The sequence below is a fragment of the Flavobacterium seoulense genome (genome assembly GCF_000695795.1).
In the GTDB taxonomy this organism is placed as follows: domain Bacteria; phylum Bacteroidota; class Bacteroidia; order Flavobacteriales; family Flavobacteriaceae; genus Flavobacterium; species Flavobacterium seoulense.
Window position 1 is genome coordinate 1 of the sequence record NZ_JNCA01000015.1, and the last position, 21,792, is coordinate 21,792.

Here is a 21,792-nt window from a genome sequence, read left to right on the forward strand (position 1 = left end):
ATTATAGCTTGTTAATAGCTGCAATAATTTTTTTAGAATTTGTTTTTAAATGAAGTTTTTCTTCGTTATCAAGAGTTATTAACAAGCTTGTTTTGGTTTAAATATTTAATTTTTAAGCTTTTTTGAATTTTAATTAACAACGGTTAATAATCGAAAAGTATTTTAAAATGTAAATAAGTATTTTTTTAAAAGGTATTAATAAAATCATTTTTTGTGTTTATAACTTTTCTAAAAATCGTTCAAACTTTTTTAGGTTTTTAAATTCCAATTTTGGATTAGATATTTTTTTAATACAACCAAAAAATACTTCTAATTTTCTTTCTTAACTTATTAACAATTCGTGTTAAATTAAAGTTAACTGAAAATCAGCTAATTATGAAACGCTATTAACAACTCAAAAAATTAACAAATTAATTATTGAATAAGAATTGATTTTCAATGTTTTATGAATTATTAAAAATGTTAATAAGCCGCTATTCTATTAATTTTCTGTTATTTATAGATGCAAAAGTAAATTTGATACTTAGGGTATTTTTTAAATAATAAAATACGAATAGTTTTTGGTAAATTTGCAACAAATTAAATACATAAAAATGAAAATCTCTATAGGAAACGATCACGCTGGTCCAGAATATAAAAAAGCAATTGTTCAATATTTAGAATCAAAAGGGCATCAGGTAACTAATTATGGTACTGATACCGAAGCTTCTGTAGATTATCCTGATTTTGGACATCCTGTTGCAACTGATGTTGAAGAAGGAAAAGCTGATTACGGAATTGTAATTTGCGGTTCAGGAAACGGAATTGCTATGACTGTTAATAAACATGCCGGAGTGAGAGCTGGTTTATGCTGGACTAAAGAAATTGCTTATTTAACACGTTTGCATAACGATGCTAATATTGTGAGTATTCCTGCCCGTTATACTTCAATTCAACAAGCTATCGAAATTGTAGAAACATTTTTAGAAACTGCTTTTGAAGGTGGAAGACACCAAAATCGTGTAGATAAAATTGCTTGTAAATAAAAAATTACGGTGCTTCGCACCAAATTAGATAGTAAAGCTCGGTTTTTCACCGGGCTTTTTTTATTTATTAAAATAATACCAGAATCTGAATAATTACAATTGTCCAAAACTTAAATAAATAACTTCGTTTAGCAATTTTATGCCTGAAAATCAACATAGATAATCCGGATCCAATGGTTCCACCAAAAAAGGTAAAACTTAAAAGTGTTTTTTCAGAAATTCTTCTTTTGTAGTTTTTTGCTAAATATTTATCATAGCCAATAAGAAGAAAAGCTAAAAAATTGATTGTTAATAAAGCATAGAATAAAGAAAGCATTAGTATCAAATTAAAAACAAAGATATTATTTTAGCGAATAGAAAAATATACCAATGACTAATATACAATTTATATCAAAATCAGTTGCTACAGCAGCTATAAACATTCAAAATACGGTTCAATTATTAGAAGAAGATTGCACCATTCCGTTTATTTCCCGTTATCGAAAAGATAAAACAGGTAATTTGGATGAAACGATTATTGAACAAATTGCTAAACTTCAAAAAGAATACGAAACCATCGTAAAACGAAAAGAAGCCATTTTAAAATCAATCGATGAGCAAAACGCATTGACATCTGAATTAGATAAAAAAATCCAGCAAAGCTTCGATTTACAGGAATTAGAGGATTTTTATCTGCCGTTTAAAAAGAAGAAAAAAACCAAGGCCGATGTGGCTCGTGAAAACGGATTGGAACCTTTGGCGAAAATTATCATGGCGCAAAATAACGATGATGTTGATTTTATTTCGACAAAATATATCAATGAAAATGTTATTAATAAAGAAGCCGCTTTACAAGGCGCACGTGATATTATTGCCGAATGGATTAATGAAAATATTTCTGTTCGTAAACAATTGCGAAGATTGTTTCAGCGTAAAGCTACCATTACAACCAAGGTAGTAAAAACAAAAAAGGATGAAGCAGACGCTCAAAAATTCAACCAATATTTCGATTGGTCAGAACCGTTAACAAAAGCACCTTCGCATCGTTTATTGGCAATGCTTCGTGCCGAAAACGAAGGATTTATCAAGTTCAAAGTAGAAGTTGATATTGATGAAGCTTATGATATTATTGACGAATTGGTTTTAAAAGGGCAAAGTCCGGCAACGTCACATGTGCAATTAGCTATCGAAGATTCGTATAAAAGATTACTAAATCCTGCAATTTCTAATGAAACTTTACAAGAAGCCAAAGCTAAGGCTGATGCCAATTCGATTCAGGTTTTTGCTAATAATTTAGGGCAATTATTGTTGGCACCACCATTGGGTGAAAAACGAATTTTAGCTATTGATCCTGGATTTAGAAGTGGTTGTAAAGTGGTTTGTCTGGATGAAAAAGGCGATTTGTTATACAATGAAACCATTTATCCACACGCACCTCAAAATGAAAGCGCGATGGCGATGAAAAAAATCCGTTCGATGGTGAATGCTTATAATATTGAAGCCATTTCGATAGGAAATGGTACCGCTTCACGCGAAACAGAATTCTTTATCAAAAAAATTGCTTTGGATAAGCCGGTTCAGGTTTTTGTAGTTTCTGAGGCTGGAGCTTCGGTGTATTCGGCTTCTAAAACGGCGAGAGAAGAATTTCCAAATTATGATGTAACGGTGCGTGGTTCGGTTTCTATTGGTCGTCGTTTGAGTGATCCTTTGGCCGAATTGGTAAAAATTGATCCAAAAGCCATTGGCGTAGGCCAATACCAGCATGATGTAGATCAAAGTAAACTGAAAGAAGAATTGGATACTACAGTAATTCGTTGCGTGAATTCGGTTGGCGTAAATATCAATACGGCATCTAAACATTTGTTAAGTTATGTGAGTGGAATAGGAGAGAAGCTTGCCGAAAATATTGTTAATTATCGCTCTGAAAACGGTCCTTTTGAAGACAGAAAACAATTAAAAAAAGTACCTCGATTAGGCGAAAAAGCCTATCAGCAAGGTGTGGCTTTTATTCGAATAAAAGACGGAAAAAATCCATTGGATAATTCGGCGGTGCATCCCGAAGCGTATGGAATTGTTGAAAAAATGGCAAAAGATTTAAAGTTAAAAGTTGGTGATTTAATTGCCAATAAAGAAAAAACAGCTTTGATTAAAGCAGAAAATTATATTACGCCCGAAATAGGTTTGTTAACTTTAAAAGACATTATTAAAGAATTAGAAAAACCAGGATTGGATCCGAGAAAATCAGCGAAAGTATTTGAATTTGATCCCAATGTAAAATCGATTAAAGATTTAAAAACAGGAATGATTTTGAACGGAATTGTCAATAACATTACCAATTTTGGCTGTTTTGTTGATATTGGAATTAAAGAAAGCGGATTAGTTCATATTTCTCAGCTCAAAGCAGGTTTTGTAAGCGATGTGAATGAGGTTGTAAAACTACATCAGCACGTTGAAGTAAAAGTCACTGAAGTGGATGAAGACAGAAAACGTATTCAGTTAACGATGGTTTTGTAAAACAGTAAAAACAAAAAATCCCAAAATCCAATTATGACATTAGATTTTGGGATTTTTAATAAAAAATAAATTTTTTATTTAGTTTCGTCTTCTTTTTTATCAGCAGGCTGATCTCCGTCTTTAGCAGCATTTTTGAATTCCTTAATTCCACTACCTAAACCTTTCATTAATTCCGGAATTTTTTTACCTCCAAAAAGTAATAAAATAACTGCCACTATAACAAGGATTTCTGGTAAACCTAATCTTCCCATGATTGAATAATTTATGCCGAAGCAAATTTGTAATAAAAACTGGCTACAAATATAATTAGAATAACTTAATTAGGAACTCATTTTAAGACAATTATTTAGTTTTTATAACGTTAAAAATTATTTAATTTTTTTTAAATTATTTATAATCATAAGCTAATAGCTACGGCATACATTGCTTTACATTAATTATTATATTTGTGAAATAAAGAAAAAATATGTCTGGTAAAAGATTAAAAAGAAAGAAACTTCACAAGAAATTATTCACTAAAAACCGATTGGTTATATTGAATGAAGATACTTTTGAGGAAACTTTTTCTTTAAAACTTACTTTGATGAATGTTTTTGTGGTGGCTACATTAGGAGCTATTTTTTTAATTACGGTGACAACTTTTATCATCGCTTTTACACCTTTACGGGAATTTATTCCGGGATATTCTTCGACAAAATTGAAAAAAGATGCTACTGAATTAGCATTAAAATCTGATTCCCTAACCATGGCTCTAAAGAAAAACGAAGCCTATATTCAATCGATTCAAAAAGTACTTAATGGACAATTAGATTATGCTAAATTCAATAAAGATTCCATTTTAGCTGTTGCGACAGATACAATTGAAAAAACTGATTTATCACCATCGAAAGAAGAATTAGAATTGAGAGCTGAGGTAGAAAAAGAAGATAAAAAAGCACAGCAAACGGTGTCTAAAAAGAAGAAAAAGTAAGTACTTGATTTATTAAAATGGAATTTATTTTTCTTCGAAAAAAATTAATCAGCAAAACAAAATGTCAATAAAATCAATAGCGGCAAAACTATTTGCTAAAAATATTTATAAAAAAACACAGCTTTGGGCAAGAAATCCAGTTGCTACGCAACAAGCCGTTTTTGAAAGTTTAATCAAAGATGCGCAGCAAACGCAATTTGGAAAAGACCATCATTTTGATCAAATTAAAACTACCGAAGATTTTGCTAAAAAAGTTCCCATTCGGGATTATGAAGATTTAAAATCTTATGTGGAGAAAGTAGTAAAAGGCGAGGAAAATGTGTTGTGGAAAGGCAAACCTTTGTATTTTGCAAAAACGTCGGGAACCACTTCGGGAGCTAAATACATTCCGTTGACTAAAGAATCTATGCCGTATCATATTGAAGCGGCCCGAAATGCGATTTTGCATTATATTCATGAAACGGGTAAAGCCGATTTTGTAGATGGAAAAATGATTTTCCTGCAGGGAAGTCCTATTCTGGAAGAAAAATACGGAATTAAATTTGGACGACTTTCAGGAATTGTAGCACATTTTGTTCCAAAATATTTACAAAAAAACCGCATGCCTTCCTGGGAAACCAATTGTATCGATGATTGGGAAACCAAAGTAGATGCGATTGTAGAAGAAACATTCGATAAGAATATGACGGTGATTTCTGGAATTCCGTCCTGGGTGCAAATGTATTTTGAGCGTTTACAACAAAAAGGAGGGAAGCCGATTGGAGACATTTTCAAAAATTTCAATTTGTTCATTTACGGAGGTGTGAATTATGAACCCTATCGGGCGAAATTTGAAAATTTAATTGGTAGAAAAGTAGATAGTATCGAATTGTTTCCGGCTTCGGAAGGTTTTTTCGCTTATCAGGATTCCCAAAAAGAAAAAGGAATGTTGTTATTGTTGAATTCTGGAATTTTCTACGAATTCATAAAATCGGACGAATTTTATACTGAAAATCCAAAACGTTATACCATTGGCGAAGTAGAATTGGGCGTGAATTATGTGCTAATTATTTCTACGAATGCGGGACTTTGGGGCTATAATATTGGCGATACCGTTCTGTTTACTTCGTTGAAACCGTATCGTGTCATTGTTTCGGGCAGAATCAAACATTATATTTCGGCTTTTGGCGAACACGTTATTGGTAAAGAAGTTGAAAGTGCTTTACAGGAAGCTGTCGAAGGAACTAACATTCGTGTAAACGAGTTTACTGTTGCACCTCAAATCAATCCTGAAAGTGGTTTACCGTATCACGAATGGTTTATAGAATTTGATTCTGAAACTTCTGGAGAACCTGAAAATTTAGAACATTTTGCGGAAGCGATAGATAATGCCATGCGTAAACAAAACATTTACTACGACGATTTGATTGTAGGCAATGTGTTGCGAAAAGTGGTTGTTACCAAAGTGCCAAAAAATGGTTTTCAGGAATACATGAAATCCATTGGGAAATTAGGAGGTCAAAATAAAATTCCGAGACTTTCTAATGATAGAAAAATTGCTGATTTTTTATCTAAAAACTAATGAAAGAAACTAAAAATACATCAAGAACCAGAGCTCAGGAATCATCGGCGGCTATTGAAAAAATGTACATTACCATGCGACATTTATTCAATAGAGGATTTTATAAACCAATGGGAATTTCGGGCGATACTTTGCGTGAAGCATTATTGACTTTAAGACCTGAAATCTACGGTAATATTGCCGATGAAAAAGTAGAATTAAAAGGACTTTTGTATGTAATTGAGCGTTTGCCGGTAGGAATTGAAGAATGCCGATTTATCAATTTAACTTCTGATGAAGGTTATTCTAAATCGCATTTTCAACCAATAATTCCACCAAAAAGAAGACGTAATTGTTACCGAATTGACGAAGAACAAATGAATGTCGAAATCACTCGTGGACGTTCGGACATTTATGATATTTTGACGCATCTGACTTTTATTTTCATCGAATCACATAAAATAAAAGACCGTGTTTTACTTGACGATGGAGGCGAAGTTTCGCGCGATTGGTTAAAATTAGAGCAAGCGGTTTTAAAAAATGAAAAGTTAAGTCTGATAGAAAAAGAAATTGCTATTTCGCATGCAGCAAATATTCTGGCCCGAACTTTTGAAGATGTATTAGAAATCTATGACGATTTTGCTTCGGTAGATGTCCCGGATCGTTTTTTACATATCATTTTTTGGTTAGGAAAATTAGCCATCGAAGAGGTAATGGGAAATAATAAAAGAACGATTACTTTCAGTCCGATTCTTAGAGAGCGTTTAGGGCATCATATGCACGGCGAAATATGGGCAACGAATATCAAGGAGGTTTTAAAAGAAAATCAGCTTTTAGACCGTCCTATTCATATAATTAGTGCCAATATGCATTCGGTAATGAATTCTATTTTTGCTAAAAATGTTTTGAAAACGGCTCTTAAAGGCAAATCTGATTTTGATATCTATGGAGAATTAAGCAAATCATCGGCTAACGAAATTAGAAATTCGGTTAAAGAAGTGGCTTTACAACAAGGAATGATTTTTTTGCCAGAAACTGTAGGAACCAACATTGATGTTCAAATTTTTGATACCGCTAAAATTGACTGGTCAACAACTTCTTTCCCAAATGCTAATTTTGGTGATCAAAAACCAGTGTTGATTGTAATGGATTATGCCTTTGGCGAACAAGCGTATGAAACCGTTGATGAGTTATTGAAACCGTATAAAAAGAATATTTTTCTCAATGTAGAATCGGTTTCGATTATGGGAAAAGCAGGAATTCTGGAAGGAGAAAAGGGAGATATCATGATTCCGAATGCGCATATTAATGAAGGAACGGCTGATAATTATTTTTTCGAAAATGAATTAACTCCCGAAATGTTTCAGGGTAATAATATTGCTGTTTTTTCGGGTTCTATGGTTACCGTTTTGGGAACTTCATTACAAAACAGGGATTTATTGAAGTTTTTCCATGATTCGACCTGGAGCGTTATTGGCTTAGAAATGGAAGGTTCTCATTATCAAAAAGCCATTCAATCAGCATCTAAAATTAGAAAAAGTATCCCAAAAGATGTCAAAGTGCGTTATGCTTATTATGCATCGGATAATCCGTTAGAAACCGGAAGTACGCTCGCTTCAGGCGGACTGGGAACTACGGGTGTAAAACCTACTTATTTGATTACTATTAAAATATTAGAACAAATTTTTAATATCAGTTAGAAAATAATTGATGAACATATACTTATGAAAAGAATATTGATTACAGGTGCAGCGGGATTTTTAGGTTCTCATTTATGCGATCGTTTTATCAAAGAAGGATATTTTGTTATAGGAATGGACAATCTCATTACAGGAGATTTGAAAAATATTGAACATTTATTCAAACTGGAAAATTTCGAATTTTATCATCATGATGTGAGTAAATTTGTTCACGTTCCAGGCGAATTAGATTATATTTTGCATTTTGCCTCACCGGCAAGCCCGATTGATTATTTGAAAATTCCAATTCAGACTTTGAAAGTTGGTTCACTTGGAACACATAATTTATTAGGATTAGCAAGAGTTAAAAAAGCCCGAATTTTGATTGCATCTACTTCTGAAGTTTATGGAGATCCATTAGTTCATCCTCAAACGGAAGATTACTATGGAAATGTAAATACGATAGGTCCAAGAGGTGTTTATGACGAAGCCAAAAGATTCCAGGAATCCATCACGATGGCGTACCATACTTTTCACGGTGTAGAAACGCGTATTGTTCGAATTTTTAATACTTACGGGCCAAGAATGCGTCTTAACGACGGTCGTGTAATTCCGGCTTTTATTGGTCAGGCGATTCGTGGCGAGGATTTAACCATTTTTGGTGATGGGTTGCAAACGCGTTCGTTTTGCTATGTAGACGATCAGGTAGAAGGAATTTTCCGTTTGCTGCATTCTGATTATGTGTATCCGGTAAACATTGGAAATCCAGATGAAATTACCATCAAGGATTTTGCTGAAGAAATCATCAAATTAACAAGAACCAATCAAAAAGTGGTGTATCATCCTTTGCCAATAAATGATCCATTACAGCGTCAACCGGATACTACCAAAGCCAAAGAATTATTAGGTTGGGAAGCTAAAGTAGGTCGTGCCGAAGGAATGAAAATCACCTATGAATACTTCAAATCGTTATCTCCGGAAGAACTTTCTAAAGAAGAGCATAAGGATTTTACGGATTATATTAAGTAAAAATGGAAAAGCCTTTAGTATCTGTAATTATACCAACATTCAATTCTGAAAAATACATTTCAGATACTATTATTTCTGTCCAAAATCAAACGTATCAAAACTGGGAAATCATCTTGGTTGACGATGGTTCGACAGATGAAACCCAAACAATAATAACTTCATTTCTAACGGATAAAAGGATTCAATTTTATTCGTTAGAAAAAAATTTAGGAACTGGAGTTGCAAGAAATTTTGCTTTGGAAAAAGCCAATGGAAAGTATATTTCTTTTCTGGATGCCGATGATTTGTGGAAATTGGATAAATTGGAAAAGCAAATCAATTTCATGAAAACAAATAATTTACCGTTTACTTTTTCGTTTTATGATTGTATTGATGAGCAAGGAAATTCATTGAATAAAAGAGTAGAAGCACCACGAAATTTATCTTATTTGCAATTGTTTTTTTGCAATTATGTAGGCAATCTGACGGGAATTTATGATGTAGATTATTTTGGAAAAATAAATATTTCTAATATTCGAAAACGTCAAGATTGGATGCATTGGCTTACTATTTTAAAAGAGATTAAAACGGTTAAACCAGTTCCTGAAAGTTTGGCAATTTATAGAATCAGGGAAAATTCGCTTTCTACTTCTAAGACTGCTTTAATTCAATATAATTTTGCGGTTTACAGGCAGTTTCACGGCTTTAATTTAGTAGTTTCCAGCTTGTGTATGATTGGGTTTTTAATTACGCAATTAGCGATAAAACCACGATATATTAAGAGCATTTAATTATTTTTTATATCCAATTTTTGTTCTTGGTTTCTGCTCCTCTTTTTTATTGGTTAACTCATCTAAATAAGAGAAAACCAATTCAATATTTTTACCTTGATTTTCTAGTTTCTTTTGAATTTGGACAATATCCAATTTTATTTCGGTGGTATCGAGAAGCATTTGTCTTACTTTGGCAAAAATCCTCATAATTTGAATATTGGTTTGAATGGCTTTTTCGCTATTCAAAACACTTGATAACATTAAAATGCCGTGTTCAGTGAATACAGAAGGTAATTTTCGTGTTCCGCCCCAACTTGAGGTCACAATTTGTGACTTCAAGTTTTGAAATTCAGTTTCAGTAAGTTGAAACATAAAATCTTCGGGGAATCGAGAAATGTTACGTTTAACAGCTTGATTTAAAACTTTGGTTTCAATTCCATAAAGTGATGCTAAATCTCTATCTAGCATTACTTTTTGATTTCTAATGTAGTAGATGTTATTAGAAATTGTTTCTTCCGAAAGAATAAGTTTGGAGTCCATCGCTTAGTATTTAGAAATACTAATATACGATTTTATTTACATTATAAGAAAGATGTAAATTGTTTTAGTTTTCCTCTTGCGGTTCTTTCTAATGTGTCTTTTCGAATGAATTCAAAATTTAGGTTGGGCTCTAAATATAAAGTTATTACCTGTTCTATTTTTTGAATTTGTGACAAATCTAATTCGGTTTCGCTTACATATTCAATTTCAAAACTGTCGATTTTTTGTTGTTTGATAACAAATTCTTTGACGTTTCCATCGTCTTCAATAATCGATTTGGTTACATAATAAAATGTCAATCCTGGCGATTTTTTTCCACTTGGGAGAATGGCTACATCATTGGTTCTACCAATAAGTTGTTTTAGAATGGGTTTTTCTAAAGTACTTTTTTCATCCAAAATTCCAATATCACCAATATCATAACGGATAAAAGGATGCGCTTTGTTGAACAAAGAAGTAATTACAATTCGACCTGCTGATCCGTAAGGCAAAACCTGATTGTTTTCATCCAGAATTTCCACAAACAGCGTTTCGGAATTGATTCGCCATCCGTTTTCGGGGTTTTCGAAAGCAATCAAATCCAGTTCTGAAGCGCCATATTCATTGACAATTGGAATTCCAAATTGCATTTCTAACAATTTTCTATCATCCTCAAAAAGCATTTCGGAAGTGACCATACATACTTTCAAAGTGGGACAAATTTCCTTTAAGATGAGGTTTCGCTTTCGTAAAAATTTGGCAAACAAAACAATTGAACTCGTGTAGCCGTTGAGGTAATCGAATTTTGTATTTTCGAATTTTTTCAGTATTTTTTCTAAAACTGCATCCGATAAATCAAAAACAGGAAACCGATAACGCTTACTCAAAAAATCCTTAAAACGTTCTTTTCTGTATCCGATAAAATCCAACGCAATGCCATAAAACCGAGCTTGCAGCGAACGATTAAAATCGATACCAAACGAGCCAAAACGATACATATTTGAAGCCCAGGTTAGGGCATGAGTATATTTGTCTTTGGCAAAAATAAAAGGTTCTCCACTGGAACCAGAAGTTTTATTAATGTAACAGTTTTGTATTGTAAAACCTTTAGAGATTCTATTTTTTAAAGGAATTTGAAGATTAGTTTTGTTTAAAACAGGTAAATCTTCCCAGTTTTTATATTCTTTGGAGCCGACTAAATTTTGATAAAAGGCATTGTTTTGTAAATGATAATCAACAATAGCTTGTTTCTGATTTTCAATAAATTGCTTTTTTTCTTGAGGAGAAAGTGCAACTATTTTGTCCAAATCGGATTTTGCTTTCTTAATTGGGAAAGCATTTAGTTGCAGCGAAAGGTCGAAAATAGAAAACATCAAAACTGTTATTTCTTCAAAAATAATATTATAACAAGAACTAAAGGTGTAGAATCGACAACTTTTTAATAAATAATTATTTTTTCAGTTCAAAAGCAATTATTTTTGCAGCACTCTAAAAATGAGTTTTTGCAACTAAAATTTAAAGACATGAATATATTACTATTGGGTTCAGGAGGAAGAGAGCATGCATTTGCATGGAAAATGGTTCAAAGTCCGCTTTGTGATACCCTTTTTATGGCACCTGGAAACGCCGGAACGGCTGAAATTGCAACTAATGTAAACATTGCGGTAACCGATTTTGAAGCCATCAAAGCTTTGGTTATCAAAGAAAACATCCAAATGGTTGTGGTAGGTCCTGAAGATCCTTTAGTAAGAGGTATTTATGACTTTTTCCTGGCTGATTCAGCTTTAAGTCATGTTCCGGTAATTGGTCCTTCAAAATTAGGAGCAACATTGGAAGGAAGTAAAGAATTTGCTAAAGAATTTTTGGTAAAACATAAAATTCCTACTGCAGCTTATGATAGTTTTACTGCCGAAACGGTTGAAAAAGGATGTGATTTCTTAGAAACTTTAGCTCCGCCTTATGTATTAAAAGCAGATGGTTTAGCAGCTGGAAAAGGAGTGTTGATTATTCAGGATTTAGAAGAAGCTAAATCTGAATTAAGAAATATGTTAGTAGGTCAAAAATTTGGTGCTGCAAGTTCAAAAGTGGTTATCGAAGAATTTTTGGACGGAATCGAATTGAGCTGTTTTGTATTGACTGACGGGAAAAGCTATAAAATTTTACCAACAGCCAAAGATTACAAACGTATTGGTGAAGGTGATACAGGATTGAATACAGGCGGAATGGGAGCGGTTTCTCCGGTTCCTTATGTTGATGCAGTGTTGATGGAAAAAATTGAAACCCGCATTGTAAAACCGACTATCGAAGGTTTTCAAAAAGACGGAATTCCGTATAAAGGTTTTGTTTTTATTGGATTAATCAATGTTAAAAACGAACCAATTGTAATTGAATACAATGTTCGAATGGGAGATCCGGAAACTGAAGTAGTTATTCCAAGACTAAAAACGGATTTAGTAGAATTATTTCAGGCTGTAGCCAATGAAAAATTAGACAAAATTGAATTAGAAATAGACGAAAGAAGCGCTACTACTGTAATGCTTGTTTCTGGCGGATATCCTGAAGATTTTGAAAAAGGAAAAGTAATTACTGGTTTAGAAAACGTAAATAATTCTATTGTTTTTCATGCAGGAACAAAATTAGATAACGGAAATGTAGTTACTAATGGAGGTCGTGTACTGGCAATTACTTCTTATGGTAATTCTTTCCAGGAAGCTTTGGCACAATCATACCAAAACATTGAAGCTATCCATTTTGACAATGTGTATTTTAGAAAAGATATTGGTTTCGATTTAGTTTAAAATCGGAACCAATTAGACATAAAAAAACGTCCCGATAAAGCTATCGGGACGTTTTTTTATATAAACTTGTATTGTTTTTTTCTTCTTATTTAAAGAAAGAGTGAGCTGTAGTATCTTGATTTTCAGTTCCAGCAGCGTCAAAAATACGTAATTGTTTGATCCAGTAAACAATTGCAGCTGAACAGATAATCATAAAAATCCAGTTAATTGTATTAGCGCCAAACCAAGAAATTAGTTCTAATGAACGTAACCAATCTAATGGTAAGAAAAGAAAATCAACAAAAAGAGATTGTATTCCTTCGAAAAATGCTTTCATGATATAGAATTTAAATTTTATGAATCGTTGTTATAAATTAGTAAATATTTAAAATTTATTATGCCAATAAAATTTTACTATAACTCGTTTCCTTTTTAAACAAGTATTATATTTACAGTCACAAAAGTATAAAATATCCTTATGATTACAAGTGTTTTTAAAAAATCTACACCATTAAATTTTTCTTTAGTAGTATTTTTGATATTGTTTTTTGGTTTTATATACCAAATTCAGGATTTAGCTTGGTCACATTCGGCTATTTTAGTTTTAGAAAAAATAGGAATTGGCTTGATTATTCTGGCTTCGGCATTGATTACTACTTTTGTAACAAAAAAGAATGATCTGAGCAGAGACAGTGCTTACAGCATTTTGTTTTTCCTGTTGTTTCTACTTTTTTTTCCGTCACTTTTTGACAATTTCAATCTTGTTTTAGCTAACTTTTTTATTCTTTTGGCTTTTCGACGACTTATTTCGTTACAATCTCAAAAAGTTTCTAAAGAGAAAATATTTGATGCTTCTATATGGATTTTTGTGGCTTCATTATTTCATTTTTGGTGTATTCTTTATCTAATATTAGTTTTTATTTCGATAATTGCTCACGTTGCAGGCGATTATAGAAACTGGATTTTGCCTTTTATTGCTTTTTTTGCAATAGCAATTCTTTTTGCTTTGTATTCGTTATTATTTAATAATGATGCCATTAATTATATTGTAAATGGAGTTCAGACTAATTTTAGCATTGATTATTTTACTAATGATTATCAAAACGCAGCTTTGTCTATTTATGCTACAATGGCGTTGTTTTTCATTATTTCAATTGCAATGACTTTATCATCAAGGCCATTATTGTTGCATGCTTCGTTTAAAAAAATCTTATATGCTTTTTTTATTGGTGTAGTTATCTATGTAATTTCAGAGGGAAAAAGCAACGATTTATTAGTGTTTACAATTGCTCCTTTAGCAATGATGGCAACAAGTCACATCGAAATGCCACAAATTAAACTCAATCAGGAATTAGCTTTAGGAATAGTAATGTTGTGCAGTTTATTTGCTTTTTTCTCCCAAATTATAGTTTGATTCCGTAAGCCAAATCGCCTGCGTCTCCAAGACCCGGAACAATATAACTATGCTCATTTAGTTTTTCGTCTAAAGCGCCAATCCATAAATGGCAATTGTCTGACAGATGTTTTTCCAGATAAGCAATTCCTTCAGGAACGGCGATTGTTACGGCAATATGAATGGTTTTAGGAATTCCTCTTTCAATCAGTTTGTTATAAACCGCAACAATAGATTGTCCTGTGGCAAGCATAGGATCGATTAATAACAAGCATTTGTCAGTAATATCAGGAATGGCCTGATATTCAACTTTTATTTCAAAATCATCGTCGTTATTAGGATGATGTCTGTAGGCTGAAATAAATCCGTTTTCGGCCTGGTCAAAATAATTTAAAAAACCTATATGCATCGCTAATCCAGCTCTTAGAATGGAGCAAAGCACAATGGGATTAGCAATTTGAGTTGTTTTTTTGATTCCAATGGGAGTTTGGATTTCGATATCATTGTAGGCTAATTCTTTGCTTAATTCATAAGCCATAATTTCGCCAATGCGTTCGATATTTCGTCTAAAACGCATCGCGTCTTTATGGATATTTACATCTCTTATTTCTCCTAAAAAATGATTTAAAATGCTGTTTTTTTCTGATAGATTATGGATTTTCATAGGAGAATAAAGGTTTGTTATAATGACAAATAGAAAGTTGAATAGTAATTTTTTTATAAAAGTATAAAAAGTATCTTTGTCTAAATAAAAAGATAAATATGTTTTCAAAATTAGCTTATTCCGTTTTTGAGCAAAGTATAAAAGATTATCATCAGTTTGATAATGTAGACCAACCTATAAACAATCCTTATCCAAAGGAACAGTTTGAGCATTTATTGTATTTAAAAAACTGGATTGACACCGTTCAATGGCATTTTGAAGATATTATTCGTGATCCGCAAATCGATCCTGTTGCTGCTTTGACTTTAAAAAGAAGAATTGATGCTTCTAATCAGGAACGTACGGATATGGTGGAATATATTGATAGTTATTTTCTACAAAAATACAGCAAAGTTGTTGTAAAAGAAGAGGCTAAAATCAACTCTGAAAGTCCGGCATGGGCATTTGACCGTTTGTCAATTTTGGCTTTAAAAATTTATCACATGACTGAAGAAGCTACTCGTGCTGAAGCTTCACAAGAACACAGAGATAAATGTCAGGAAAAATTAAACGTACTTTTAGAGCAAAGAACAGATTTATCTACAGCCATTGATGATTTGTTGACTGATATTGAAAATGGAGACAAATTCATGAAAGTGTACAAGCAAATGAAAATGTACAATGACGATGAATTGAATCCTGTTTTGTACCAAGGAAAGAAATAATTGAAAAGTCAGTTGACTCCAAAAATAAAGCATATCGCCGTCATGAGACTTTCCGCTATGGGAGATGTCGCCATGACGGTTCCTGTTTTACGCGCTTTTGTAAAACAGTATCCTACAATTAAAATAACGGTAATTTCCCGACCATTTTTCAAACCTTTTTTTGACGGAATACCGAATCTTTCATTTTTTGCTTTCGACGAAAAAGAAAGACATAAAGGTTTCTTAGGACTATTACGCTTGTTTAGTGATTTAAAACAATTAAAAATCGATGCTTTTGCTGATTTGCATAGTGTACTCCGATCTAAAGTGGTACGAACACTTTTTGCTTTAAGCGGAAAAAAAGTCGCTGCTGTTGACAAAGGCCGTGAAGGTAAAAAAGCATTAACGGCTCTTGAAAATAAAGTGTTCAAGCAGCTGCCAACGATGTTTGAAAATCATATTCAGGTATTTAAAAAATTAGGTTTTGACATCGATTTATCGAATCCCGTTTTTCCTGAAAAAGCTGTTTTAAGTTCTGAAATTGTTTCGATAATAGGCGAAAACCATCAGAAACTAATTGGAATTGCGCCTTTTGCACAATATGAATCTAAAGTCTATCCTTTAGATTTAATGCAGCAAGTGATTTCGAAATTAGCTGAAAATAAAAATCATACTATTTTGCTTTTTGGCGGAGGAAAAAAAGAAATAGAAATTTTGGATTCTATTTCGTCTCCATACGAAAATGTAATCAATATGGCTGGAAAAATAAAATTTCAGCAGGAATTACAATTGATTAGTAATCTGGATGTGATGCTTTCTATGGATTCCGGAAATGCTCATATTGCAGCCATGTTAGGCGTAAAAGTGGTTACACTTTGGGGCGCTACACATCCTTTTGCCGGATTTTCACCATTTAATCAACCATTGAAAAACGCTTTGGTTTCTGATAGGGAAAAATATCGATTATTGCCTACTTCGGTTTACGGGAATAAGATTGTTTCAGGTTACGAAGAGGCTATGCGAACGATTACGGTCGATTCTATTCTACAAATTTTAAAGTAATGTAAGTAAGGAAGTTAAAATGTATTTTTAGCAAAGCCTTATATTTCCTGAGTTTTTTATTGAAAGAATAATTTTATAAATTATTTAACAAACAGCTTTTAAATTATTAGTATTAAAAATACTACTTTGGCTCGCCATTAAATTGATTTTGTGAGCAGAAGTAATATTTTAAATCATTACTATTTATGAAAAAAACTATAGGTCTAGTTACAATTTTCTTCTTATGTTCATTTTCAGTTTTTTCTCAAAAAGCAACTATTTCAGGTGTTATCACCGATGCTAATGAAAAAACTCCCGTTTACAATTCAGTTGTAGCTTTGTTAACTCCTATAGATTCTATCTTATACAAATTTACCCGATCGGATAAACAAGGAAAATTTAATCTCAAGAATGTAAAATCAGGTGATTATATACTGATGACTTCACACAATCAATACGCCGATTATGTGGATGTGATTACTATGAATGAAAATGAAAAAAAGCTGGGAACTATTCCTTTAAGGAGTAAAATTGAGCTTTTAAGAGAAGTAGTAATTAAAACAGGATCTATAAGAATTAAAGGTGATACCACCAGTTACAGAGCCAGTGATTTTAAAGTAGATGCCAATGCAAATGTGGAAGAATTACTTAAAAAACTTCCCGGAATTCAGGTAGATAGAAACGGAGCTATAAAAGCGATGGGAGAAACGGTACAAAAAGTATTGGTAGATGGCGAAGAATTTTTTGGTGATGATCCGGGTATGGCCGTTAAAAATTTACGTGCCGATGCAGTAAAGGAAGTTCAGGTATTTGATAAGAAAAGTGAACTGGCTGAATTTACAGGAATTGACGATGGAAAAACCCAAAAAACAATCAATCTGAAATTAAAAGAAGATAAGAAAAAAGGATATTTTGGTAAAATAGACGGAGCGAATCAGCCGTTTACAGATGCTGATTCCAGATACAATACTAATTTAATGTTTAGCAGTTTTAAAGGCAAAAGGAAATTATCTGCTTTTTTATTAAATGGAAATACGGGTCAAGATGGACTGGGTTGGGAAGACAGTGAAAAATTTGGAGCCCGTGATAACAATATTAGTATGAATATGGATGATGATGGAAATGTAAGCTATGAATGGGTAGGAGACAATAATGATGGCGAACCGCGTATTAATACGCAAAATGGATTTATCAAAAATACGAATGCAGGATTGCAGTACACTAACAAGTGGAATGACAAACAAAACCTGAATATTTCGCCAAAATTCAATAACCAAATTTACACTAATAACAGCAGCAGAATTTCCCAAACACAAGTGGGTGAAACGCAATTAAATGAAAACCGATCTACGGTAACTAATGTTGACAGAAGTAATTTTAAGCTTAATGCGGTTTATGATGTAAAATTAGATTCGGTAAATTCTATAAAATTCTCTGCCAGAACTAATTTTTATGATACTAACAGTGATGAATTTACAAACGGAGAGACAAAAGGAAATGACGGAATATTAAAAAATAAACAACAACGGTCATTCAATACAAATTCAGATAAATCAGCTTTGTCAGCGGGTTTTTTATTCAAACATAAATTTGCTAAACCACGTCGTACGTTTTCGGTAAATGGTAGTTGGAGTAGGTTGAGTACCAACTCAGATAACTTGTTAAAATCTTCTAATGAAAGTTATATCGAAGGTATTCTTGCTACAAAAGATACTGTAAATCAAAATAAAATAGGAGACAGAACAAGTCAAAATCTTTCAGCAAGTTTTAGTTATTCTGAACCTATTGCCAAGCAGTTGTCACTTCAGTTTGCATACCAAATTGCTTATGATACAGGCAAGAATAATCAATTAACCTATGATTATTCCGAAGATACAGGAAGATATGATCAATTGGTATCTTCATTATCAAATGAGTTTGAACAGACTTTTATCACACACAGACCCAATATAAAATTGAGCTATAATGCTAAAAAAATCAATTATAGCATTGGAAGCGGTTTTGGATTTACTTCTTTTGATTTGTTAGATAAAACTATGAATAAGGAATACAAGCGTAGTTATACTAATTTTTTCCCTTCGGCGAATTTCTCCTATAAGTATAAAAGCAATAGTAACTTAAGGATTAATTATCAGGGATCAACCAGACAGCCTACGCTTGATCAATTGCAGCCTTTGAGAAACAATCAGGACTTTTTTAATCAAACGGTAGGAAATCCAGATTTAAAGCAATCTTTTACAAACAATATCAATATCAATCAGGGTAGTTATGATATGCTGACTGAAACTCAGATTTATCAGGGACTAAATTTCAGCACAACAAGTAATGCTATTATTTACAGTAGAGTGATTGATCCGGAAACGGCTAAAACAGTTTCTAAGCCCATCAATACAAATGGAAACTTTTCAGGAAATTTTTATTTTGGTTACGGATTAAAAATAAAGAAATTAGACTTAAGAGCTGATTTTAGCCCATCTTTTAGCTACAGTAAATCGGTACTGAGTATTAATGACAAAATGGGAAGTGCAAAGAATTTGAACACAGGATTATCTGTTTATTTAAGTAAGTTTAAACAAAAGCAATATGATATTAATTTAAGTAACCGATTTTCATTTAATAGAAATAGTACTTCTCAAAATAATGAAGTTAAATCGTTTAACACTAATAATTTGAGTCTGGATGTAGGAGTTTATTTTGCTGAAAAATGGAAATTATCTACTGATTATAATTTGAATACACGACAAAAAACAGTCGATTTTCAAGATAATCTGACCAATCAATTGTGGAATGCAAGATTACAACGCACTTTTAAAAATGATGAGTTTACTGCCTATTTTCTGATACGTGATATTTTAAATCAAAATATAGGAATACAAAGAAATGTGTATGAAAACACCATTAGTCAGGAACAAAACGACAGGCTTAGAAGATATGCTATGATAGGTTTTACCTGGAATTTTAAAAATGGAGGAGGAACAAAAAAATAAATAAAATAGCTATATGAAAACAAAACTTTTTTTTATCACTGTGCTCTTTTTTACAATAAGATTAAATGCACAACATTTTGTTGATAAGGCTGTAATTGAGTATGAAGTAAGTACCAATCTCAAAAAAACGATGAGTAATGATAGTTGGGGCGAAATGATGAAAGACAATCTTTCTGATCTTAAAATTTCTTATTTCAATTATACTTTTGCCGATAATAAAAGCATCTTTAAATTTAACAGATGGAGTCCGAAAACCAGAATTCCAAAATATCTGAAAGATGCAGATGAAGAAAATAGTTGGTATTCTAATTTTTATACCGGAACTATAAATATGCAAAAACAAATAGCAGGAACTCTTTTTGTTATAAACGATAGTATTCCAAAAATTGAATGGAAAATTACCAATGAAAACAGAGAAATTGCCGGATATAATTGCCGAAAAGCCGTAGGTAAAATAATGGATGATGTATATATATTTGCTTTTTATACTGATGATATTACTATTTCTGGCGGTCCGGTTTCCATTAGCGGTTTACCGGGTATGATTTTAGGACTTACAGTACCAAGATTATATACTTCCTATATTGCGACTAAAGTAGATGTAGCTTTTACTAATCCGGCTGATATAAAACCTATTACTGCTAAAAAAACATATGATTTAAAAGAGTTAAAAGCCCTTTTTGAAGATAAATTAAAAGATTGGTACAGCGATGGTGATCAGAAAGAAGAAATTCAAAGACAGAAGAATATGTTCTTGTGGAATGCTCTTTTATAATAGAATTGTAATTTCGATTTAAACAACTCAATATATGGTATTAAATGTAATCACAAAAACTTTTGATGAATTGTCAAATGTTGAATTATACAAATTACTATCTCTAAGAAACGAAGTATTTATAGTCGAACAAAATTGCCCATATTTAGATATTGATAATAAGGATCAGAAATGTTATCATTTGTTATTATCTAATAATGATACGTTAGTAGGTTACAGCCGAATTATTCCAGCTGGTCTATCCTATAATGAGGTTTCTATTGGTAGAGTTTTGATAGCGCCCGATTTTAGAGGAAAAGGATTAGGACTAAAAATTGTAGAAGAATCTATTCAATCTTGTATTAATATTTTTGGCAATGTTGATATTAAAATTGGAGCACAATTTCATTTATCAAATTTATATGGATCATTTGGTTTTATTAAAGATGGGGAACCTTATGATGAAGACGGAATTCTTCATATTGATATGATAAGGTTTTCTAATAAAGATCTTAAGTAAAAAAGCAGTTTCTTCTGTTATATTACAAATATATTTTTTCGTCTCTGCATCTGCTATAAATGTAACTTTTTAGATTCGAAATAGTTTCCAGATAATCAGGTGCCGGATAACCATAGCGTTCGTGTTCCATTTGCTCTTTTTCGATAGCGTTACAGCCTTTAATCACTTCTTTGAGCATATCGAGCATGGCAAGTTCTTTGTTGTCTGTTTTTTGAAATTTGAACTCTACAACTTCATCCTGCAATTCTTCGCAATAGTCAATTAGTTGTTGTACTTCTGGTTCGTCAAGTAGCGATGGATTGTTCCTGAATATTTCCCGAATGGATTTCATTATAATGACTTAATTTAAAAAAATCACAAGTAATCAATTTGTATCAACTATGTTTTTTATTTAGTTCTTTTGATCTTTGATGGATTTTGTCTGGTATCAAAAACATCAGCAATCATTATACATTTTTGTTCATAGTCGATAGAATAAATGATTTTATAATTGTTACAAATTAAATATCGATATTCTTTTTCTCTGTCTAACAATAGCTCTTCGACTTGAGTAATTTCTGGGTGCAAAAGTATTTTATTTGGTTCTAAAATGATTTTTTCAATTATATTTTGTGCAACTTTTAAGCTAGCATTTTCAATATAATATTCAAAAATTTGGTCTAATTGAGTTTCTGCAAAATTAGACCAAATTATCTCAAAAGCCATTATTTGTATTTGGATAAAAGTTCAGAACTGCTTTTAAATTTCCCATTTTTAAAATCATTTTCTGATTGGTCAATTCTCGAATTCAATTCAATTACCGACATCGGTTTCAGTTTTTTATTAGTTTCTTTTTTTAATAAATTTTCAAACTGAGCGATTAACTCTTCGCTTTGAAGTTTTAGAAACTCTTGTACAAATTCAATTTTTCTAGTTTGTAAATCCATGATTACGAATATTTTATTCAAAAATACAAAATTATTGTGT

The 21,792-nt window shown here is 32.0% G+C and carries 23 protein-coding genes; 14 read left to right on the forward strand and 9 right to left on the reverse strand.

From position 1 onward, the window contains the following. Positions 1-593 precede the first annotated feature (593 nt). Positions 594-1,025: a ribose 5-phosphate isomerase B gene (rpiB, locus tag FEM21_RS07755; RefSeq protein ID WP_035659331.1), complete on the forward strand. Its 432-nt coding sequence runs from the start codon at positions 594-596 to the stop codon at positions 1,023-1,025. Between the two features lie 67 nt (positions 1,026-1,092). Here rpiB and FEM21_RS07760 read toward each other — a convergent pair whose 3' ends face one another. After that, positions 1,093-1,341 (reverse strand): DUF1294 domain-containing protein, encoded by a 249-nt coding sequence (locus tag FEM21_RS07760; protein WP_035659332.1) that lies wholly within the window; start codon positions 1,339-1,341, stop codon positions 1,093-1,095. 53 nt (positions 1,342-1,394) lie between these two features. Between FEM21_RS07760 and FEM21_RS07765 the strand changes: the two genes are divergently transcribed. Further along, entirely contained in the window at positions 1,395-3,518 is a 2,124-nt protein-coding gene (locus tag FEM21_RS07765) for a Tex family protein (RefSeq protein WP_035659333.1), read from the forward strand. A gap of 74 nt (positions 3,519-3,592) precedes the next feature. Here the strand turns inward: FEM21_RS07765 and FEM21_RS07770 are convergent, their stop codons facing one another. Next, positions 3,593-3,769 carry a Sec-independent protein translocase subunit TatA/TatB gene (locus FEM21_RS07770; RefSeq protein WP_035659334.1) on the reverse strand — a complete coding sequence of 59 codons (177 nt, stop codon included), beginning with the start codon at positions 3,767-3,769 and terminating at the stop codon, positions 3,593-3,595. Positions 3,770-3,984: 215 nt separating this feature from the next. On the opposite strand from FEM21_RS07770, the gene FEM21_RS07775 reads away from it, so the two are divergent. From FEM21_RS07775 to FEM21_RS07795, 5 genes are all read left to right on the forward strand, one after another. Further along, entirely contained in the window at positions 3,985-4,488 is a 504-nt protein-coding gene (locus FEM21_RS07775; RefSeq protein ID WP_035659335.1) for a hypothetical protein, read from the forward strand. Between the two features lie 61 nt (positions 4,489-4,549). Next, entirely contained in the window at positions 4,550-6,049 is a 1,500-nt protein-coding gene (locus tag FEM21_RS07780) for a GH3 auxin-responsive promoter family protein (protein ID WP_035659337.1), read from the forward strand. Next, entirely contained in the window at positions 6,049-7,728 is a 1,680-nt protein-coding gene (locus FEM21_RS07785; protein ID WP_035659339.1) for a DUF6909 family protein, read from the forward strand. The genes FEM21_RS07780 and FEM21_RS07785 overlap by 1 nt, the downstream gene beginning before the upstream one ends. A gap of 24 nt (positions 7,729-7,752) precedes the next feature. After that, positions 7,753-8,736: a UDP-glucuronic acid decarboxylase family protein gene (locus FEM21_RS07790; RefSeq protein ID WP_035659340.1), complete on the forward strand. Its 984-nt coding sequence runs from the start codon at positions 7,753-7,755 to the stop codon at positions 8,734-8,736. A 2-nt stretch (positions 8,737-8,738) separates the two neighbouring features. Then, positions 8,739-9,506: a glycosyltransferase family 2 protein gene (locus FEM21_RS07795; protein WP_035659341.1), complete on the forward strand. Its 768-nt coding sequence runs from the start codon at positions 8,739-8,741 to the stop codon at positions 9,504-9,506. Here the strand turns inward: FEM21_RS07795 and FEM21_RS07800 are convergent, their stop codons facing one another. Together FEM21_RS07800 and FEM21_RS07805 are read right to left on the reverse strand one after the other, a co-directional pair. Continuing rightward, a complete protein-coding gene (locus tag FEM21_RS07800; RefSeq protein WP_035659342.1) occupies positions 9,507-10,028 on the reverse strand; it encodes an ORF6N domain-containing protein in 522 nt (173 codons plus the stop codon). Positions 10,029-10,069: 41 nt separating this feature from the next. Then, complete coding sequence (locus tag FEM21_RS07805) at positions 10,070-11,380, reverse strand: phenylacetate--CoA ligase family protein (protein WP_035659344.1); 1,311 nt, start codon at positions 11,378-11,380, stop codon at positions 10,070-10,072. Between the two features lie 150 nt (positions 11,381-11,530). Here FEM21_RS07805 and purD point away from each other — a divergent pair, with 150 nt between their 5' ends. After that, the gene (gene purD / locus FEM21_RS07810; protein ID WP_035659345.1) at positions 11,531-12,805 is read left to right on the forward strand and encodes a phosphoribosylamine--glycine ligase; all 1,275 of its coding nucleotides are present in this window, start codon (positions 11,531-11,533) and stop codon (positions 12,803-12,805) included. Positions 12,806-12,890: 85 nt separating this feature from the next. Here the strand turns inward: purD and FEM21_RS07815 are convergent, their stop codons facing one another. Next, the gene (locus FEM21_RS07815) at positions 12,891-13,121 is read right to left on the reverse strand and encodes a DUF6341 family protein (RefSeq protein WP_035659347.1); all 231 of its coding nucleotides are present in this window, start codon (positions 13,119-13,121) and stop codon (positions 12,891-12,893) included. 141 nt (positions 13,122-13,262) lie between these two features. Here FEM21_RS07815 and FEM21_RS07820 point away from each other — a divergent pair, with 141 nt between their 5' ends. Continuing rightward, positions 13,263-14,198: a DUF6427 family protein gene (locus tag FEM21_RS07820; RefSeq protein WP_035659349.1), complete on the forward strand. Its 936-nt coding sequence runs from the start codon at positions 13,263-13,265 to the stop codon at positions 14,196-14,198. On the opposite strand, the gene upp is transcribed toward FEM21_RS07820, so the two are convergent. Further along, positions 14,188-14,841 (reverse strand): uracil phosphoribosyltransferase, encoded by a 654-nt coding sequence (upp, locus tag FEM21_RS07825; protein ID WP_035659390.1) that lies wholly within the window; start codon positions 14,839-14,841, stop codon positions 14,188-14,190. The genes FEM21_RS07820 and upp overlap by 11 nt on opposite strands. A 98-nt stretch (positions 14,842-14,939) precedes the next feature. Between upp and FEM21_RS07830 the strand changes: the two genes are divergently transcribed. The 5 genes from FEM21_RS07830 (at position 14,940) to FEM21_RS07850 (ending at position 20,826) form a co-directional block, all read left to right on the forward strand. After that, on the forward strand, positions 14,940-15,545 hold the full coding sequence (locus FEM21_RS07830) for a DUF4254 domain-containing protein (RefSeq protein ID WP_035659351.1): 606 nt from the start codon (positions 14,940-14,942) through the stop codon (positions 15,543-15,545). A gap of 42 nt (positions 15,546-15,587) precedes the next feature. After that, the gene (locus FEM21_RS07835; RefSeq protein WP_035659392.1) at positions 15,588-16,586 is read left to right on the forward strand and encodes a glycosyltransferase family 9 protein; all 999 of its coding nucleotides are present in this window, start codon (positions 15,588-15,590) and stop codon (positions 16,584-16,586) included. A gap of 185 nt (positions 16,587-16,771) precedes the next feature. Continuing rightward, positions 16,772-19,552 carry an outer membrane beta-barrel protein gene (locus FEM21_RS07840; RefSeq protein ID WP_035659353.1) on the forward strand — a complete coding sequence of 927 codons (2,781 nt, stop codon included), beginning with the start codon at positions 16,772-16,774 and terminating at the stop codon, positions 19,550-19,552. 13 nt (positions 19,553-19,565) lie between these two features. Beyond that, entirely contained in the window at positions 19,566-20,327 is a 762-nt protein-coding gene (locus FEM21_RS07845; protein ID WP_051627531.1) for a GLPGLI family protein, read from the forward strand. 34 nt (positions 20,328-20,361) lie between these two features. Then, positions 20,362-20,826, forward strand: a complete 465-nt coding sequence (locus tag FEM21_RS07850; RefSeq protein WP_035659355.1) for a GNAT family N-acetyltransferase — start codon at positions 20,362-20,364, stop codon at positions 20,824-20,826. A 22-nt stretch (positions 20,827-20,848) separates the two neighbouring features. Here the strand turns inward: FEM21_RS07850 and FEM21_RS07855 are convergent, their stop codons facing one another. From FEM21_RS07855 to FEM21_RS07865, 3 genes are read right to left on the reverse strand one after another with little or no spacing between them, the layout of a single operon-like run. Then, positions 20,849-21,157, reverse strand: coding sequence for a hypothetical protein (locus tag FEM21_RS07855; protein WP_035659356.1), 309 nt, complete (start codon positions 21,155-21,157; stop codon positions 20,849-20,851). 56 nt (positions 21,158-21,213) lie between these two features. After that, positions 21,214-21,531, reverse strand: a complete 318-nt coding sequence (locus FEM21_RS07860) for a type II toxin-antitoxin system RelE/ParE family toxin (protein WP_035659357.1) — start codon at positions 21,529-21,531, stop codon at positions 21,214-21,216. Next, positions 21,531-21,752, reverse strand: coding sequence for a hypothetical protein (locus FEM21_RS07865; protein WP_035659358.1), 222 nt, complete (start codon positions 21,750-21,752; stop codon positions 21,531-21,533). Before FEM21_RS07865 ends, FEM21_RS07860 begins: the two co-directional genes overlap by 1 nt. Between the last annotated feature and the right edge of the window lie 40 nt (positions 21,753-21,792).